At 61.7% G+C, this 16,489-nt stretch carries 14 protein-coding genes; 10 read left to right on the plus strand and 4 right to left on the minus strand.

The window, feature by feature from the left end; genetic code table 11:
• Positions 1-30: 30 nt before the first annotated feature.
• The 5 genes from CTR53_RS10000 to CTR53_RS10020 all read left to right on the plus strand — a co-directional run bounded on the left by CTR53_RS10000 (position 31) and on the right by CTR53_RS10020 (position 5,923).
• The gene (locus CTR53_RS10000) at positions 31-1,230 is read left to right on the plus strand and encodes an amino acid ABC transporter substrate-binding protein (protein ID WP_290812264.1); all 1,200 of its coding nucleotides are present in this window, start codon (positions 31-33) and stop codon (positions 1,228-1,230) included.
• A gap of 21 nt (positions 1,231-1,251) precedes the next feature.
• The gene (locus tag CTR53_RS10005) at positions 1,252-2,109 is read left to right on the plus strand and encodes a branched-chain amino acid ABC transporter permease (protein ID WP_290812267.1); all 858 of its coding nucleotides are present in this window, start codon (positions 1,252-1,254) and stop codon (positions 2,107-2,109) included.
• 2 nt (positions 2,110-2,111) lie between these two features.
• Positions 2,112-3,878: a branched-chain amino acid ABC transporter ATP-binding protein/permease gene (locus tag CTR53_RS10010; RefSeq protein WP_290812270.1), complete on the plus strand. Its 1,767-nt coding sequence runs from the start codon at positions 2,112-2,114 to the stop codon at positions 3,876-3,878.
• The gene (locus CTR53_RS10015) at positions 3,871-4,578 is read left to right on the plus strand and encodes an ABC transporter ATP-binding protein (protein WP_290812274.1); all 708 of its coding nucleotides are present in this window, start codon (positions 3,871-3,873) and stop codon (positions 4,576-4,578) included. Before CTR53_RS10010 ends, CTR53_RS10015 begins: the two co-directional genes overlap by 8 nt.
• 466 nt (positions 4,579-5,044) lie before the next feature.
• Positions 5,045-5,923: an FkbM family methyltransferase gene (locus CTR53_RS10020; RefSeq protein WP_290812277.1), complete on the plus strand. Its 879-nt coding sequence runs from the start codon at positions 5,045-5,047 to the stop codon at positions 5,921-5,923.
• On the opposite strand, the gene CTR53_RS10025 is transcribed toward CTR53_RS10020, so the two are convergent.
• A complete protein-coding gene (locus CTR53_RS10025) occupies positions 5,920-7,140 on the minus strand; it encodes a glycosyltransferase (protein ID WP_290812280.1) in 1,221 nt (406 codons plus the stop codon). The genes CTR53_RS10020 and CTR53_RS10025 overlap by 4 nt on opposite strands.
• A 325-nt stretch (positions 7,141-7,465) precedes the next feature.
• On the opposite strand from CTR53_RS10025, the gene CTR53_RS10030 reads away from it, so the two are divergent.
• Both CTR53_RS10030 and CTR53_RS10035 read left to right on the plus strand, forming a co-directional pair.
• On the plus strand, positions 7,466-8,908 hold the full coding sequence (locus CTR53_RS10030; protein WP_290812283.1) for an aminotransferase class I/II-fold pyridoxal phosphate-dependent enzyme: 1,443 nt from the start codon (positions 7,466-7,468) through the stop codon (positions 8,906-8,908).
• Positions 8,905-10,233: an FAD-dependent oxidoreductase gene (locus CTR53_RS10035; RefSeq protein ID WP_290812286.1), complete on the plus strand. Its 1,329-nt coding sequence runs from the start codon at positions 8,905-8,907 to the stop codon at positions 10,231-10,233. Before CTR53_RS10030 ends, CTR53_RS10035 begins: the two co-directional genes overlap by 4 nt.
• Here CTR53_RS10035 and CTR53_RS10040 read toward each other — a convergent pair.
• Together CTR53_RS10040 and CTR53_RS10045 are read right to left on the minus strand one after the other, a co-directional pair.
• On the minus strand, positions 10,230-11,087 hold the full coding sequence (locus CTR53_RS10040) for an aldo/keto reductase (RefSeq protein WP_290812289.1): 858 nt from the start codon (positions 11,085-11,087) through the stop codon (positions 10,230-10,232). The two genes, CTR53_RS10035 and CTR53_RS10040, sit on opposite strands and share 4 nt — an antisense overlap.
• 58 nt (positions 11,088-11,145) lie before the next feature.
• Positions 11,146-11,934 carry a phosphatase PAP2 family protein gene (locus CTR53_RS10045; RefSeq protein ID WP_290812292.1) on the minus strand — a complete coding sequence of 263 codons (789 nt, stop codon included), beginning with the start codon at positions 11,932-11,934 and terminating at the stop codon, positions 11,146-11,148.
• A 239-nt stretch (positions 11,935-12,173) separates the two neighbouring features.
• Between CTR53_RS10045 and CTR53_RS10050 the strand changes: the two genes are divergently transcribed.
• Complete coding sequence (locus tag CTR53_RS10050) at positions 12,174-12,899, plus strand: flagellar hook capping FlgD N-terminal domain-containing protein (RefSeq protein WP_290812295.1); 726 nt, start codon at positions 12,174-12,176, stop codon at positions 12,897-12,899.
• A 130-nt stretch (positions 12,900-13,029) separates the two neighbouring features.
• Positions 13,030-13,755 carry a response regulator gene (locus CTR53_RS10055; protein ID WP_290812299.1) on the plus strand — a complete coding sequence of 242 codons (726 nt, stop codon included), beginning with the start codon at positions 13,030-13,032 and terminating at the stop codon, positions 13,753-13,755.
• Between the two features lie 22 nt (positions 13,756-13,777).
• Here the strand turns inward: CTR53_RS10055 and CTR53_RS10060 are convergent, their stop codons facing one another.
• The gene (locus CTR53_RS10060) at positions 13,778-14,632 is read right to left on the minus strand and encodes a flagellar hook basal-body protein (RefSeq protein ID WP_290812302.1); all 855 of its coding nucleotides are present in this window, start codon (positions 14,630-14,632) and stop codon (positions 13,778-13,780) included.
• A 512-nt stretch (positions 14,633-15,144) separates the two neighbouring features.
• On the opposite strand from CTR53_RS10060, the gene flgE reads away from it, so the two are divergent.
• Positions 15,145-16,485, plus strand: coding sequence for a flagellar hook protein FlgE (flgE, locus tag CTR53_RS10065; protein WP_290812305.1), 1,341 nt, complete (start codon positions 15,145-15,147; stop codon positions 16,483-16,485).
• Positions 16,486-16,489: the final 4 nt, after the last annotated feature.

The raw sequence follows: 16,489 nt of genomic DNA on the forward strand, positions 1-16,489 counted from the left end.
TCGATAAGACACACATCTAGGGAGGAAACAATGAAAAGCTTGAAACGGATTGTCGCCATGGCGGCAGTCGCGGCGGGCTGTTTAAGCCTTGCCGCTTCGCCGGTACTGGCGCAGAGCGCGCCGGTCCGCGTTGGCAGCACGCTGGCGCTGACCGGTCCGCTCTCGGCCACGGCTCTGGTGCATAAGCTGGTCGGCGAGATTTACGTTGAGGATCTGAATGCCCGCGGCGGCCTGCTCGGCCGCAAGGTGGAATGGATCGTCAAGGACGACCAGTCCAAGCCGGATGTGGCACGCACGCTCTATGAGCAGCTCGTCACCTCCGACAAGGTCGATCTGCTGATGGGCCCCTATGCCACCGGCGCGATCCTGTCCGCCATCGGCGTGGCGCAGCGCTATAACAAGATGCTGATCCATCACACCATGGGCGTGCCTTCGCTGGCGAAGTACGACATGCACTTCCCGGCCTGGTCGCTCGGCCCCAATCCGGGCACCACTGTCCCCAATACGCTGTTCGATGCTCTGGCTGCTTTGCCGAAGCCGCCGAAGACCATCGCCATCGTCACCTCCAAGTTCCCCTCGCTGCATTTCCTCAGCCTGGGTGCGCGTGAAGTGGCCAAGAAGCGTGGCCTGCAGGAGGTGCTGTTCCTCGAATGGGAATTCGGCAACCGCGACTTCGGTCCGATCGCCGCCCGCGTCAAGGATGCCAAGCCTGATCTCGTCTTCGTTGGCGATATCGGTCTGGAAGGCAACATGCTGCTCGAGGCGATGAAGAAACTCGACTACGAGCCGCCGCTGCATTTCCATCTCTACCCGGCTCCTGGCCCGATGGCGACGTCACCGGAAACCAAGAATGCGCTCTCGGTCACCATCTTCGAAGAGCATGCGCCATTCACCAATAATCCGGTGGCTGCAAAGTTCGTGAAGACCTACAACGAACGGGCCAAGGCGGCCGGCTTCCCCTACACCAAGGTGGAAGTGCAGGCAGCAGCAAGCTTCACGGCCTGGCAGTTGCTGGAAGCCTCGGTTGTTGCCACCAAGAGCCTGGATGACAAGAAGATGGCGGCCTGGCTGAAGGCCAATCAGGTCAAGACCATCCAGGGCACGTTGCGCTTTGACAAGGGCAACAACTTCGGTGACGACCTGATGCGCATCAAGCAGGTGCAGAATGGCAACTGGGTCACCGTCTGGCCGAAGGAATGGGCTGCGCCGGGCGCCACGCTCAAGCAGTAATCGTAACCGAGTAAACTCCTGATGACTTTCCCAAGCCTGAACCTTCTGCTGCAATCCATCCTGTCTGGCGTATTCATAGGCGGGATGTACAGCCTGATCGGTCTGGGCTTGGGATTGTCCTGGGGCCTGCTGCGCCAGATCAACCTGGCACATTTCGGCTTCGTCTTTCTCTCCGCCTATCTCAGCTACCATATGGTGTCGGTCTGGGGCCTCGATCCGCTGCTCACGCTGCTGATCCTGCCGCCGTTCTTCTTCGCCATCGGCGTGGCACAGCAATGGCTGCTGTCGCGCTTCAAGATTTCTCCCTTCAATTCTCTGCTCGTCACCTTCGGTTTCACAGTGATGATCGAAAGCCTGATCCAGTATGTCTGGACTGCCGACTTCCGCAAATTGCAGTCGGCCTATGGTGAGGAGAAGTTCAAGATCGCCGGCCTGTTCGTGCCGGTGCCCGAGCTGCTGACTTTGCTGCTCGCCATCCTGTTCGCCTTCGGCGTCTGGGCGGCCATGAGATTTACCGACATCGGCAAGGCAATGCGCGCCATGGCCGAGGACGGGCCGATCGCGGCTGCTTTCGGCATCAACCAGCGCTGGCTGTCGCTGATGCTGTCGGGCACCTGCGTCGCATTGGCCTCCATCGCAGGTGTCTGCTTCGCACTGACCTTCACACTGACGCCTACGCAAATTTTCTCCTGGGTCGGCGTTGTTTTCGCCGTGGTGATGCTGGGCGGGCTGGGCAGCGCGCTCGGGCCGCTGGTCGCCGGTATCATCATCGGGGTGAGCGAGGCCATCGCCATGGCGATCTTCGCGCCAAGCTGGGCGCCCATCGTGTCTTTCTCATTGCTGATTCTCATGCTGCTGTTCCGTCCGGGTAGGGCCTGATCATGAACAAGGCCATTGTTTCCGGCATCGTGGCAGCCGGCATCGCTTTGTCGACGCTGCCCTGGCTTGGTGCGCCGGCTTTCTGGGAATCCTTCCTCTATCTGCTGTTCCACTGGATCATCCTCGCGGTGTCGTGGAACATCCTATCCGGCTATACCGGCTACTTCTCCTTTGGTCATGGCGCCTTCTTCGGCGCCGGCATCTACGGCACGGCCTATCTGGCCGGCACTGTGGGCTGGCCTTTCCTCGCCACGCTGCCCGCCGCGGTGCTGGTGGCAGCCGCACTCGGTGTGGCGCTCGGCGCGGTCGTGTTCCGCGTCGCCAGTGTGCGCGGGGAGTTGTTTGCATTGCTCACTCTTGCCATCACCTTCGTGCTGGCCACCATCATCCTCAACACCAGCATCGATGGCGGCCCCGGCATCTACCTGCTCGGCGTCGATATCCCCAGGCTCGGCCCGTCGCCGGCAGCCTCGCTCTATATGCTGGGCCTCGTCAGCGCAGTGGCGACATTGCTGATCTCCTACTGGATTTATGCTTCCAAGTTCGGTGCGGGCCTCTTTGCCATTCATGACGACGAAGACGTCGCCGAGGTGATGGGCGTACCGACCTATCGTTTCAAGCTCTATGCGCTGGCGATCTCCTGCGGTCTGGTCGGTCTGGCTGGCGGCATCCATGCGGTGTTCATCTCCTATGTCACTGTTTCGGAGACCTTCTCGATCACGGTGCCGCTGTCGGTGGTGCTGATGAGCATCCTGGGCGGCAGCCGGCACTGGATCGGGCCGGCCGTTGGTGCGGTGTTCATCACTTGTCTGCTGTATTTCTTCACCTCGGGCGATTTTGCCGTGTTCGGCCGTGCCATGGTCGGCCTGATCCTGGTGGTCGTGATCCTGTTCATGCCGACCGGCGTGCTGGGCGTCTTCACCAACTGGCGTCATGCCCGACGCAAGCAGCAGGCCGTGGTCGAGCCTCCGCCATCACATGAGGGTGTCGACGGGCAGGCGGCCCCGGTGGTGCGGCTGGCAGCCAAGCCGGTGATCTCGGGCGAGGTGCTGCTGCAGGTGCGCGGCCTGACCAAGTCGTTTGCCGGCCTCAAGGCGCTCGACGATGTAACCCTCGAAGTGCGCAAGGGCGAGATCCTGGGCCTGATCGGGCCGAACGGTTCGGGCAAGTCGACCTTCATCAATGTGGTCAGCGGGCATTTCAAGTCGACGGCCGGCGAGATCGTGTTCGATGGCAAGACCCTGACCGGGCTGGACGCGCATCGCTTCGCCCAGGCCGGCATCGCGCGCACCTATCAGATTCCGCGGCCCTTCGGCCATATGACCGTGCTGGAAAATGTCGCCATGGTCGGGATGTTCGGCGGCGAGGGGATGAGCCGTGCCGAAGCGATGAAGCAGGCCGAGGAATTCGTTGCCTTCGCCGGGCTGTCGCATCGCGCCCATGTGTTGCCCGAGGATCTCAACCTCCACCAGCGCAAGTTCCTGGAACTGGCACGTGCGCTGGCGGCGCGGCCCAAGCTGCTGATGCTGGACGAAGTGCTGTCCGGCCTGACGCCGAGCGAGATCAACGAAGCCATCGAGATGATCCAGCGGATCCGCGACCGCGGCACCACGATCATCTTTGTCGAGCATGTGATGCGCGCGGTGATGGCGCTGACCGACCGGATCGTGGTGCTGAATTACGGCGGGTTGATCGCGCAGGGCGCAGCGGTGGATGTGATGAACGACGAGCAGGTCAAGGCGGCCTATCTGGGGAAAGCCCATGCTTGAGGTCAGCAACCTGAAAGTCGCCTATGGCGCAGCACCCGCCTTGTGGGATGTCAGCATCAAGGTCGGCACCGGCGAACTGGTCTGTGTCGTCGGGCCCAATGGCGCCGGCAAGACCACGCTGATCAACACGCTGGCCGGGCTGAACCGCGCCTCACAGGGCGGCATCGTGTTCCACGGCAAGGATGTGACGCGGATCGCGCCGCATAAATTCTGCCAGGCCGGCATTGCCATCGTGCCGGAAAGCCGCCGGCTGTTCGCCAGCATGACGGTAATGGAGAATCTGGAACTCGGCAGCTACCTGCCCGAGGCCAAGGCGCGCCGCAAGGAAACGCTGGAGCAGGTTTGCGAGCTGTTTCCCGCCGTGCGCCAGAAGCTGCCGATGCCGGCCGGTTCGCTCTCGGGCGGCCAGCAGCAGATGGTGGCGATCGGCCGTGCGCTGATGGCGCGGCCCCGGCTGTTGCTGCTGGATGAGCCTTCGCTCGGCCTGGCGCCGTCGATTGTGATGGACATGTTCGACGCGATCCGTCGCATCAACGCCGACGGCCTGTCGATACTGCTGGTCGAGCAGAATGTCAGCATGGCGATGGAAATCGCCAAACGCGTCTATGTGCTGGAAGAGGGCCGTATCGTAATGGAGGGCCCGGCCGACGACCTGATGCGTCGGCCCGAGATTCGTAAGGCCTATCTCGGCCTCGATTAAGGAAACTGGCCGCCCGTTGGCGCCTGTTTCGTCCTGTTCGGGGCCAGTTTCGTCCCATTCGGGGCCAGTTCCGTCCCGTTCTAGCCAGTTCCGTCCCGTTTCGGCCTGTTCCGTCCCGTTGCATCCGTCTTGAACCTCGGTATTCCGTGCCAAGGCATTGATATCCCTATCTACGATGTCCAACAACGCAACTGGGCCGGCTGACGCGGACACAAAGGCACACGAGTAAGTGTTATTGATATAGGAATAATAGCACATTTTCAGCCAAGTTCAATGCGAGTCTCGCCCGCCGACGCCGGCCTGGCTGGCCAGGTTCGACAGTGGTTGCCATGGACCTTCGCCAGTCATCGAGCGGTGGCCGGCACGGGCAAACCGCCTGTCCGGCTGCAGACGACGGATCATGCGCTTGTCACCGGCTTCCCGCCGCCCCGGGCTTTATCCTTCCCGGCCGAGCGAGGAGACAAACATGCTGACAGAAAGCCAAACCACCGAACCTTCCAGGGCCGGTTTCCCGGGTGCAAGCCTGCTGCGAGACGGCAAGCGCACCTTGCGGTCGCTGTGTCCGCAATCCGTGCTGAATTGGCGGGAAGAGCAGTTCTACCTGCGTTACGGTGAAGTCGAACTGCATCTGCTCGACCTGCTGTGCGATCCACAGCGCGATTCGATCGACGTCGGCGCCAATGACGGCAGCTACGTACATTTCATGCGCAAGCATTCCCGCATGGTGCATGCCTTCGAGCCGATGCCATCGCTGGCCGAGGCCCTGCGCGAGAAATTCGAGAGCAGGGTGACGGTTCATCCAGTGGCGCTGTCGCGCGAAACCGGTGAGACCGAACTGCGTATTCCGGTGGTGGATGGCGTGGCGGTGACGGGCTGTTCCACCATTTCAGATGGAGCCTCGGCGACCTATCCAGGCTTCACTACGGTCCAAGTGCCACTGGACCGGCTCGATGCGATCTACGAGGGCGATGTCGGTTTCATCAAGATCGACGTGGAAGGCCACGAACAGGCCGTACTGGATGGCGCCGTCAGCACCATCCGCCGCTCTCAGCCGCGTATGCTGGTGGAGGTGGACGAGCGACTCTCCCCGGGCGGCCTTGCGCGGGCGCGCAGCTATTTCGATGAACTGGGCTATCGCGGCTATTTCGTCGCCGATGGCGAGCTGCGGCTGATCAAGTCATTTTCCTCCGACAAGTACCAGCGACCGGAAAATCTGCCGGATCTGAAGGCACCGCTCAGCAAGCGCGAACGGTTTGGACGGTATCTCTACAACTTCATTTTCCTGCCGCCTGATGAGTCGCCGGCCATGCCACATCGCATTGCCGAAAGGCTCAAGCGTCTTTAATCGGCGCCAGCTCTGGCCATGCCCGCCGCTGGACTGGTCCCGGTGCGGCGGCGGGCATCGCGGAGCATACGGAACAGATTGCTGCCGATCTCCTTCCAGTCGAATGCCTTTTCGCAAGCCGCATAGGCCGCCATCTGCTGTGCATTCAGGGCCGGAAGATCATCCATGGCATCCACTACGCCCCGGCCGAGTGCCGCATGGCTGTCGAATTCGCGCAGCGAAATGCCGTCCACCAGCGGTGTGCCTGGCACAGCGCCCTGCATGGCGAAAATCGGCCGGCGATGGAACACGTAGTCGAGCGTCTTGAGTTTGAAGCCGCCCAGCAGATCGGGCACCAGCGCAATGCGGGCTCCGGCCAGATAGCGCCGGATATCGGGGACGCCGCCGGTGAAATCGACCGCCGGGTATTCGGCAGCCAGCCGGGCGAGGTATTCGCTTTCGGTTTGTCCCACCACCTGCAGTTCGATGCCGCTGGCGTCGAACAGAGGTGCGGCATCCTTGAGGAAAGCTTCAAGGCTGATCCGCTTGGGCAACCAGTCGAAACTGCCGACGATCACGGCGCGACGCGGCAGGGAGACATCCAGCTGTCGCTGATGGCGGTTTCCGCCGTAGCCCGGCGGGAGCAGCGCAACTGGCGGTGCTCCTGCAGTGGCGGCAAATTTTGTAACATCGTCCGGGGTGTTGGCGGTCAGCAGGTCGGCATGGCGTATCAGGCGGCTTTCAAGCCACGTCACCTTCGCAGCGTCGATGATTCGCAGTAGGCGACGTGGCAGGCCTGCCTCGTGCGACGCGATATGCCAGGCAACGCTTCTCTCATGGTTATGCGAAAGATAGACCACTGCGGTTTCCGGCCGGTCCTTTTGATAACGCAGCACATGCCTGAGCGCCCAGCCAACGGCAATGCTGTCGAACAGGATCGCATCCCAGGAGTCATTGAGACAGGATTCAATCGCCTGCCGCATGGCGGGCGTCCGGCTCCGCGAGGCGACCTGCGGCCAGGGTGAGAGCAGGGCAGCGGAGGCGGATTGAGGCGCCTGGGCCACCAAATGCCAGCGGATCTGCCCTGAAGCGGCGCGTTCTGCTGCATCGCGCGCCAGCCCAACCACCGTCAGTCTGGCACCACTGCCCGCCAGTGCGTCGATCAGGCCGCCCGAATAGATGTATTGCCCGTTCGTACGGGGTTCGGGATCGGCAAGCGTAAGCCACAGGCATTTCATATGGTTTCCTGGCGAGTCGATCACGGTCGGGATGATCACCGCCAGTAGAGTGGCCTCAGCCGGGTATGCTCGGCCAGTGATCAAAAGGGGGCAGCGACCACCCTGCCGTCATCGAATTGCCTATGCGGACTGGCTCACCTCGCAGCGCAATATGCGCAGGCCTTGGGCAGACACCGGCTAGTCACTGGTTGGAAAGGGGATTTCGGCGGATCGTCGGCGTTGTGATCCGCAACCAAGGCAGCACGACTTTCGGATAGTCAGTGCATGTGCTGCAGCGGGCAACAGCGGTGGAAGCTATGGAAATGCTTCTCGGGAGGTGACGCCGGTGCTGGCTACTGAAGACGAACAGGATTGCCAACCCTATACGTGCAAGCGGTCGGACAGTGTGTTCGCCGCGATCGAGAAATGCCTCGATAACGGTGTCGGGGCCTGCGTGGTCGTCGACGAGGGCAAGCCGGTCGGCAAGGTCTCGCTCGACGATATCCGCCGCGCCATCCTGGACGGCAGCGCGATTCATGAGCCGATGCTGGATCCGCTGGTCAGCCACATGGCTGATCCTTTGGGCAATGGCCAGTTGCGCAACGATGTGAATGTCGACGACAAGATCCTTAGCCCGATCGTAACGGAGAACGGTTATCTCAACAGCATCAGACTGGATCGCAGCGAGCAGTATATCCAGATCGCCCATCCCGACCTGACGCGCCACGAGTTCCGCGCCGTACTGGACGCATTCATCTCCTCCTGGGTATCCAGCAAAGGCCCGTATATCGGCAAGTTCGAGGAGGAGTTCTCTGCCTTTGTGGGGCTGCCGCACGGCATTGCGGTGTCGAACGGGACCGCGGCGCTGCATCTGGCGCTGGTCGCACTTGGCATCGGCCCGGGCGACGAAGTGATCGTGCCGGATCTGACTTTCGCAGCGACCATCAACGCCGTACTTTATTGCGGCGCCACGCCTGTGATTGTCGATATCGATCCGCTGACCTGGACCATGAGTGCGGCCGGCTTTGCCGCTGCTTGCACGCCGCACACCAAGGCAGTGATCCCGGTGCATCTGCATGGCCGCCCTGCCGAGATCGGCCCGATTGCCGAACTGGCACGCAGCCGCAGCATCTTCGTCATTGAAGATTGTGCCGAGGCGCACGGCGCCACGTATGACGGTGCCCGCGTCGGCACTTTTGGCGACATCGCCTGCTTCTCCTTCTTCGCCAACAAGATCGTCACCACCGGTGAAGGCGGCATGTGCCTGACGGCCTCCGACAGCCTTGCGCGTATGCTGCGTGAGTTGCGCGATCACGGCATGGTGCCGGGCAAGTCTTATTGGCATGAGCGGGTCGGCTACAATTACCGCATGACCAATCTGCAGGCAGCGATCGGCCAGTCGCAGCTTTGGCGCATCGACCGCATTCTGGATCGCAATCGCAGTATCGCCGCGCGATATCGCCATGCGTTGGACGGAATCCCTGGCATTGCTTTTCCGCCTGAGCTGCCGGACTCCTACGGCAATGTGGTCTGGCTGACCTGCCTTCAGGTACCTGCCCATCTGCGCAGCCGGCTGATTGCAGCGGCGCATGCTGCCGATATCGAAATGCGGCCGTTCTTCCATTCGCTGTCGGCCATGCCGCTATACGAGAAATATGCCGGCGATTGTCTCCATAGCAGGGCACTGTCGGAAACCGGCGTCAACCTGCCGACCTCGCGATCCGTCGACGACCAGGTGATCGGCCGTATCGCCACCTTGATCCGGGATGTGATGGGGGCGGCTTCGTGACATTACCTTCCACGATCATTCTGGGCGGCGGACCAGGCGGTACGGGTGCGCTGATCTGGGCGGCCCAGACCGGATTCCTCGATGCGTGGCTGGACCAGGGCATCGTGCTGATCGAAAGTCAGCCGCAACTCGGCGGATCGCTCGGGCGCTATGCGATCAATTCCGATACGCTGGGCAGCGCATATCTCGAATGCCTGGACGGCGGCAGCGCGCATCCCTTTCTACGGCAGATGCGGTCCGATCCCGTCACGCAGGAGATGCAGCATTATCGTGACGGTTTGCCGCCATTATCCCTGGTTGGCCGCTTCATGGCGCGGCTCGGCACCGGTCTGGCCGATCTGTTGTCGCGGCATCCGCGCTGCGCCGTGCTGACCAATACGACCGCCCGCTCAGTCACTGTCATGCCGGATGGCAGCGTGAAGGTGAAAGCCGTCGGCAAGGCCGGCCGGCGCCGCAAGCTGCAGGGCCAATCGCTGGTGATGGCCCTTGGGGCTATGCATGCAGCCATGCCGCCCGCCACCTTGCATCCGAACATCCTGCCGTCCGACAAAATCCTCACGGCGGCGGGTCTGTGCGAGGCCGTTGATATCCTGCGCCGCGCGCAGCGCCGGCGCGTCGCGATCCTTGGCGGATCGCACAGTGCCTATTCAGTCGCCTGGGCCCTGACGCATCTGTTGGGGGAGGAGGCGGTGCCCGGGCTTGAGATCGTGATGCTGTCGCGCCAGGAGCCGCCAGTCTTCTATTCGAATGCTGCTGCCGCTGCCGCCGACGGCTACGCGTTCCTGCCCGGCGATGTCTGCCCGCGCACCGGCCGGGTCAACCGCCTTGGCGGCCTGCGTGGCAACGGCAGGGATGTCTGGCGGCAGCTTCGCCGGGATCCGGCCAGTCTGCCGATCCGCTGCCAGGACGCGACCGAACTGTTGCCCGACGCGGTTCAGGCTCTGCTTGCTGATGCCGCGCTCGTTGTGCCGGCATTTGGCTACAGGTCGCGACATCTGCCGGTCTTCGATCATGCCGGGTGCAGGATTCCGCTGCAGACCGATATGTCGCTGCCGGCCGTGGATGCCGCCTGCAGGGTTTACCGGGCTGATGGCACTGTACTACCCAATATTTTCGGGATCGGTCTGGGTACCGGATTCCGGCCGACCGAGGCGATGGGCGGCGAGCCGAACTTCACCGGGCAGGCCAACAGCCTCTGGCTTTACCAGAACGATATTGGCGCCACCGTCTTCCGCGGCGTACAGCAGGCGGCGCATGACGCACGGCATTCGCCGATGCGTCCATCGACCGTCCCCGTTCTGGGCGAGGCGATGGCTTTCAGCTAGATCATTTCCAGCGGTTGCGCGTGTTTCGGCGGCGGGAAGAGGCGGTCGAGCGCCGCAAGATCGTCAGCGCCGAGCTTCAACGTGAGCGCGGCATGGTTTTCCCGCACATGCTGCTCGGCGGTCGCTTTCGGAATAGAGATCACGTTGTCCTGCCGCAGCAGCCAGGCCAGCGCCACCTGCGCCGGGGTAGCATTCAGCCGCTGGGCAATCTCCCGCAATCCCTTGTGGCCGGCGAGACGTCCCTGCTCGATGGGCGAATAGGCCATGATCGGCTGTTGCTGCTTGCGCTGCCAGGGCAGCAGATCGAATTCGATGCCGCGCCGGGTCAGGTTGTAGAGGACCTGATTGGTGGTGCAGGTCTTGCCACGCGGGTCCTGCGCCAGTTCCTGCATATCATTGACATCGAGGTTGCTGACGCCCCAATAACGGATCTTGCCGGCGTGCTGCAGTTCCTCGAAGGCGTCCAGCGTCTCCGACAGCGGTGGGCTGCCACGCCAGTGCAGCAGGTAGAGGTCGATGCGGTCGGTGCGCAGGCGCCTGAGACTGCGTTCGCAGGCGGTGACTGTGCCCTTGCGGCTGGAATTGCTCGGCAGCACCTTGCTGACCAGGAAGAGGTCGTCGCGCCGGCCGGCAATGGCCTCGGCGGTCAACTCCTCTGCGCCACCGCTGGCATACATCTCGGCGGTATCGATCAGCGTCATGCCCAGTTCGATGCCCAGCCGCAGCGCAGCGATCTCGGCCTTGCGCAAGGCCGGCTTCTCGGCCATCTGCCAGGTGCCCTGGCCAAGCCGCGGCACGGTTTCGCCGCCAGAGAGTCCATTGGCGTGCAGGCGAACGGTTGTCATTGCAGTCATAGGGCCTCCGATGTACCCGATGCAGAGGCCTCAGATTAGCGGCATGACAGCTGGATGGCTATTTCAGACCCGGCTGCACCGCCGTCGCTTCGGTTGCCACTGCCTGCGTCACCGTCAGGTGATTCACCAGGTACAGGCTGTCGGTCGTGAGCTGCCGCACATCCTGGAACAGCACGGCGAGTTCGAGGCTGGCGACGAAGGCCGCACAGTAGAAGGATGTGGCATGGGCTTTTTCCCAGCGCAGCAGCGGCTGAGCCAGCAGACGCGGCCGCAGGACGGCAAAGGCAATCTGCATGATCGCGATGCCGGTCACCGCACCGACGAGGACGTCTGTGGCGTAGTGATAACCGAGGAAAACACGCGGCAGGCAGATCGCCAGACTGCTCCACAGGAAAGCGAAAATACCGAGCGGGCGATTCAGGCGCCAGACCGCCAGGGCGAGCGCAAAAAACAGCACGGCATGGTCGCTCGGGAAGGAACTCCAGCCATCCAGCGTATCGGGATTGACCACAGTCGGCGGCGTCAGATTGAGGGCATCATTGTGCAGCGGACGCTCGCGGAACGGCAGCAGGAGCTGCAGCACGCGTGCGATGGCAATGGCGGAAATCGCACCAGCCAGAGCCGTCAGGATGGTCTGGCGCCGCTCAGTGGTCGCGTCGTCGCGCTTGAACCACAGCCACCAGAAGAAAGCCATGAACAGGCCGCCCTTCAGCATCGCGGAATCGGCAATGTTGTAGACGAAGCGGTCCAGCGCGGGATTGCTGCCGGCGAAACCGTTGAGCCACAGGCTGACGGTATGATCCCAACTGATGATCGGGGCCAGGGAAGCAGCGAAGTCGTGTAGCATGACGGACACCGTGATGTAATTTTTCTGACGCCAATGTGTCACGTTTTCTTACACCAGGCTTACAACAAACAGCCCCGCTGCGATGACCAAACGGTGACCGTAACTGCGCCGCAATATGGCTAACGGGAATTAATGCTTGTGCTGTAATTTGTTACGCAGAATTGCACAGCGCAGATTACTGCATCGCACGCATTCCAGTCGCACTAGACCAATGGCCGTACTTCAAAGGAGAAGCAGCCATGGTCACCGGCGTCGGAAACGTCAACACGACTCAAACTTCAGCCGCCAACAACGCCGCCAGTGCGCTGGCAGGCAATTTCGAGATGTTCCTGCAACTGCTGACCACGCAACTGAAGAACCAGGATCCGACCTCGCCGATGGACCCGAGCGAATTCACCCAGCAGCTGGTGCAGTTCAGCCAGGTCGAGCAGCAGATCAACATCAACAAGAATCTTGAAGCCATGATGGCGATGCTGAAAACCAGCCAGGCCAGCAGCAACCTGAATTATATCGGCAAGGTGGTGGACTTCGAAAGCCCGGAGGTCGAACTGACCGATGGCGGCTCGGCCTTCTGGACCTACAATCTGCCCCCCGGCACCGAGACGGTCGAATTCAAAATTCTCGATGAGGATGGCAATGTGGTGCGCAGCGGCAGCATGCCAGCCGAGGATATCACTGTCGGTCCCAACGGTCGTACCGAGGTGGCCTGGGACGGCACCGATGCCGACGGCGAACCCTGCGACCCTGGCAGCTATACGCTGGAAGTGGTGGCGAAGGATGCGTCGGGCAAGACCATCGACGGCGTCAACGTCAACGGACGCGGCTATGTGCAGGCTGTCGAAGTGATCGATGGCGAGCAGTATCTGATTGTCTCGGGCACCAGGGTTCCGCCGGAAGATGTGGTCGGCGTTTTCGACCCCGGTGAGATTCCCGAGCCGGAAGATCCGGAAGAAGAGGCGGCTTGAGCGCGGGTGTCTTGCACTCTTGGTAAACGCGCATTAACAGCACTGCGTTACAAACTCTTGCTTTCGAAAGACAATTCCGGCTGGCATCATGCGCCCGCATGAAACATTGATTCCCCCAGTGCAGAGTCCGATGTCCCGTACGCCTCATATTCTGATCGTCGATGGCGATCGCGAGATCCGCAATCGCGTGATGCGGTTTCTGGTCGAACATGGCTTCCGCGTCACACCGGCGGCCGATAGCCGCGGCATGTCGCTCGCGCTTAAAACGGGCCGCTTCGACCTGATCGTGCTCGATCTGATGCTGCCGGGCGAAGACGGCGTGCAATTGTTCCGCCGGCTGCGCCAGCAGGTGACTGTGCCGATCCTGCTGCTGACTGCATTGTCGGGCGAAGCCGACCGCGTGTTGGGCCTGGAGAACGGCGCCGACGACTATCTGACCAAGCCGTTCAGTCCGCGCGAACTGGTGGCCCGCATCAAGGCTATCCTGCGACGCAGCGCTGCAGCCGTGCCTGACGACAGCGACCGGCCGCAGGCTTATATGTTCGAAGGGTGGGCCCTGGAAATCGGCAAGCGTCACCTGCGCGCGCCCGACGGCGGTATATTGCCGCTGACATCCGGGGAATTCGACCTTTTGCTGGCCTTCGCCGAGCATCCCCAGCGCGTGCTGAGCCGCGAGCAGCTGCTGGACCTGACCCGCGGTCGCTCCACCGTGCTGTTCGACCGCAGCGTGGATGTGCAGGTCAGTCGTCTGCGCCGCAAGATCGAGGCTGATCCCAATATGCCCGAACTGATCAAGACGGTGCGCAGCGGCGGCTATATCTTCACGCCGGCCGTCCAGGCGCTCCAGACCGCCTGAGACGGTCTGGAGCTCTCACCTTCTAGCCTTTCAGATTGACAGCCGTGGTCAGCATCTCGTTGGCCATCTGGATCACCTGCGAATTCATCGAATAGGCCTGCTGTGCCACGATCAGCATGGTCATCTGGCCGGCGGTGTCGACGGTGGAGTTTTCCAGTGCGCTGCCCTTGATCGTGCCGATGCCGGCGCGATTGGCGGCATTTATCGGATTGCCGTAGACGGCATCGCCTGACTCTGCCGTGGTGCGATAGGCGGTCCCATCCACGCGGTCGAGCTTATCGGGTTCGCGGAAATTGGCCAGCAGCACCTGGCCCTGCTGGGCGGTGGTCTTGTCGTCGTAATGCACGGTGATCACGCCGCCATCGTCGATACTGACATGGCTGAAGCCGCTGCCGGCGGCATTGTCGCGCGTGTCGATGGTCAGCACCGAGGGTGTGGTGCCATTGGCGCTGGCCGAACCCATCAGATAGAAACCTGCCGAATTGACCAGCCGGCCGCTGCTGTCGAGGTGGAAATCCCCCTGGCGCGTATAATACGTCTCGGTTTCGAAACCGGTGGCAACGCCGGTTTCCGGATCGACACCGGCAGGCTTGGCCACCGCGAAGAAACCGTTGCCGTCGATCGCTGCCGATGCCGGATTGTCCAGGTCGCTGGCGATCTGACCCTGCCTGCGGTTGTTGAAATCAGCATAGCCGATCACGCCAGCCTGTTTGGTGCCGCCCAGCACCGGACTGGCGGCCGACTGCATGCCCTGCACCAGATCGCGGAACTGCGTCTCCACCGCCTTGTAACCGACAGTGCCGGCATTGGCGACGTTGTCGGCAATGTTGCTGATCGCCATCGACTGCGCGTTCAGCGCCTGCACCGCCATACTCATTACGCCACTTATCGCCATCGCTTCGCTCCTGTTGTGTTGTCGATGCAGGAGCAAGGTGCATGCCGCGCGTGAGGGATGCTTCGTATCGGAGCAATGAAGGGCTCGACACGATCCGTAACATGGTAACGACGATGTTCATGATGAACGCAGAGTGGGGCGAGGGCGGCACGGGTTGCGGAGATAAACCGTTCTCGGACAATCGGAAGTCTGTTCCTGAAACAGTCTTACAGAGCTGCCCTAACGGGTTTTAAGCATCTCCAGTAATGTTAACTTTTATTACCTGTAATATACCGTAGCAAGACTACGGGGTATCGTTAAAATCATTGAAACTACGCAGTTTTTTCCTAGTTTGGCAATTTCTGCCCGGCCGCCCGGCAAAGCTTGATCCTTAACTGCCATTAACCCTTTGGCAACAAATGGCGCTTTGCCAAGGGGATAGGATAGGAGTCATAAACCGGCACGATCCTTGCTCCAGGCAGCGGCGACATCGCCATCCAACCAGGGAGCAAACCATGTCGATCACCGGTGCAATGCAGACCGCGATTTCCGGAATGAACGGCCAGTCCGCTGCTATCGGCTACATCTCCGATAACGTCGCGAATGCCAGTACAGTCGGTTACAAGAAAGTGGAATCGCGTTTCCAGACGCTGGTCACGCAATCGAGCGCGCAGGCCAATACGCATTCCTCGGGCGGCGTGCTGAACCAGCCGTTCTTCGCCAATAATGCGCCGGGCCCAATCACGCGGGTGTCATCCACCACCTCGATCGCCATTTCGGGCAACGGCTTCATTCCGGTGTCGAAGCAGACGGGCGTCGATCCGTCCACCGGCCTGCCGATCTTCGAAGCCACCAACTACTACACGCGCGTCGGCGACTTCAATCAGAACTCGGAAGGCTTCCTGATCAACTCGTCGGGCTATTACCTGCAGGGCTGGCGGGTCGATCCGGTGACCGGCGAGGTGGACACCTCCAGCACCTCCGAGGTGCGCGTGTCCAACCTGCTCGATGCACCGGTCGCCACCAACCTGGTGGAATACGCGGCGAACCTGCCGTCGAACGCGCTGGATGCCAACGGTAATCTGCCGGCCACCCTGCCAGCCAGCTCGATCCAGATCTTTGACGCGCTGGGCAATGCCCGTACCGTCAACCTGACCTGGACGCGGATTGGCGACAGCGACTGGACGCTGCAGGTCAATGCCCCCGACAGCACACCCTCCAGCTTCGGTCCGGCCACCGTCAGCTTCGGCGGCACCCTGACCGACGGGACGGTTACACCGGACGGCACCATCTCCTCGATGAGTACTGCCGGTGGCCTGACCGCCACCGCGAACACCGCCACCGGCGCCAATGCCGCTCTCGGTTTTAATCTTGATTTCGGCAACGGGCCGCAGGCGATCAGCCTCGATCTCGGTTCCTACGGCAACAACACCGGCACCACGCAGTATGCCGGCGACAAGCTGACGCTGAACAGTTTCGAGCAGAATGGCGTCCCGCAGGGCAACTTCAAAAGCCTGGCCATCGACGAGCAGGGTTACGTTTCGGTGACCTTCGACAATGGCAATGTGAAGACCTTCTACCAGATACCGATTGCGCGCTTTAACGACCCCACAGAACTCGATCGCGTGAATGGAAATGCCTTCGTTGCCACGCCCCGGTCGGGTTCGCCGATCCTGGCTGAAGCCGGCTCCAGTGGCGTTGGCGATTTCGTCTCATCGGCTGTGGAAGGCTCGAATGTCGATATCGCCGAGGAATTCTCCAAGCTGATCGTCGCCCAGCGTGCCTATTCGGCCAATGCACGCATCATCACGACGACCGATGAGCTGCTGCAGGAAACCATCAACATCCGACGCTGATGCG

The organism is Ferrovibrio sp. (assembly GCF_002796975.1).
Lineage (GTDB): Bacteria > Pseudomonadota > Alphaproteobacteria > Ferrovibrionales > Ferrovibrionaceae > Ferrovibrio.

Coding starts and splice junctions, on each gene's coding strand:
- CTR53_RS10000 (WP_290812264.1), top strand. CDS start 31: ATGAAAAGCTTGAAACGGATTGTCGCCATGGCGGCAGTCGCGGCGGGC.
- CTR53_RS10005 (WP_290812267.1), top strand. CDS start 1,252: ATGACTTTCCCAAGCCTGAACCTTCTGCTGCAATCCATCCTGTCTGGC.
- CTR53_RS10010 (WP_290812270.1), top strand. CDS start 2,112: ATGAACAAGGCCATTGTTTCCGGCATCGTGGCAGCCGGCATCGCTTTG.
- CTR53_RS10015 (WP_290812274.1), top strand. CDS start 3,871: ATGCTTGAGGTCAGCAACCTGAAAGTCGCCTATGGCGCAGCACCCGCC.
- CTR53_RS10020 (WP_290812277.1), top strand. CDS start 5,045: ATGCTGACAGAAAGCCAAACCACCGAACCTTCCAGGGCCGGTTTCCCG.
- CTR53_RS10025 (WP_290812280.1), bottom strand. CDS start 7,140: ATGAAATGCCTGTGGCTTACGCTTGCCGATCCCGAACCCCGTACGAAC.
- CTR53_RS10040 (WP_290812289.1), bottom strand. CDS start 11,087: ATGACTGCAATGACAACCGTTCGCCTGCACGCCAATGGACTCTCTGGC.
- CTR53_RS10045 (WP_290812292.1), bottom strand. CDS start 11,934: ATGCTACACGACTTCGCTGCTTCCCTGGCCCCGATCATCAGTTGGGAT.
- CTR53_RS10050 (WP_290812295.1), top strand. CDS start 12,174: ATGGTCACCGGCGTCGGAAACGTCAACACGACTCAAACTTCAGCCGCC.
- CTR53_RS10055 (WP_290812299.1), top strand. CDS start 13,030: ATGTCCCGTACGCCTCATATTCTGATCGTCGATGGCGATCGCGAGATC.
- CTR53_RS10060 (WP_290812302.1), bottom strand. CDS start 14,632: ATGAGTATGGCGGTGCAGGCGCTGAACGCGCAGTCGATGGCGATCAGC.
- flgE (WP_290812305.1), top strand. CDS start 15,145: ATGTCGATCACCGGTGCAATGCAGACCGCGATTTCCGGAATGAACGGC.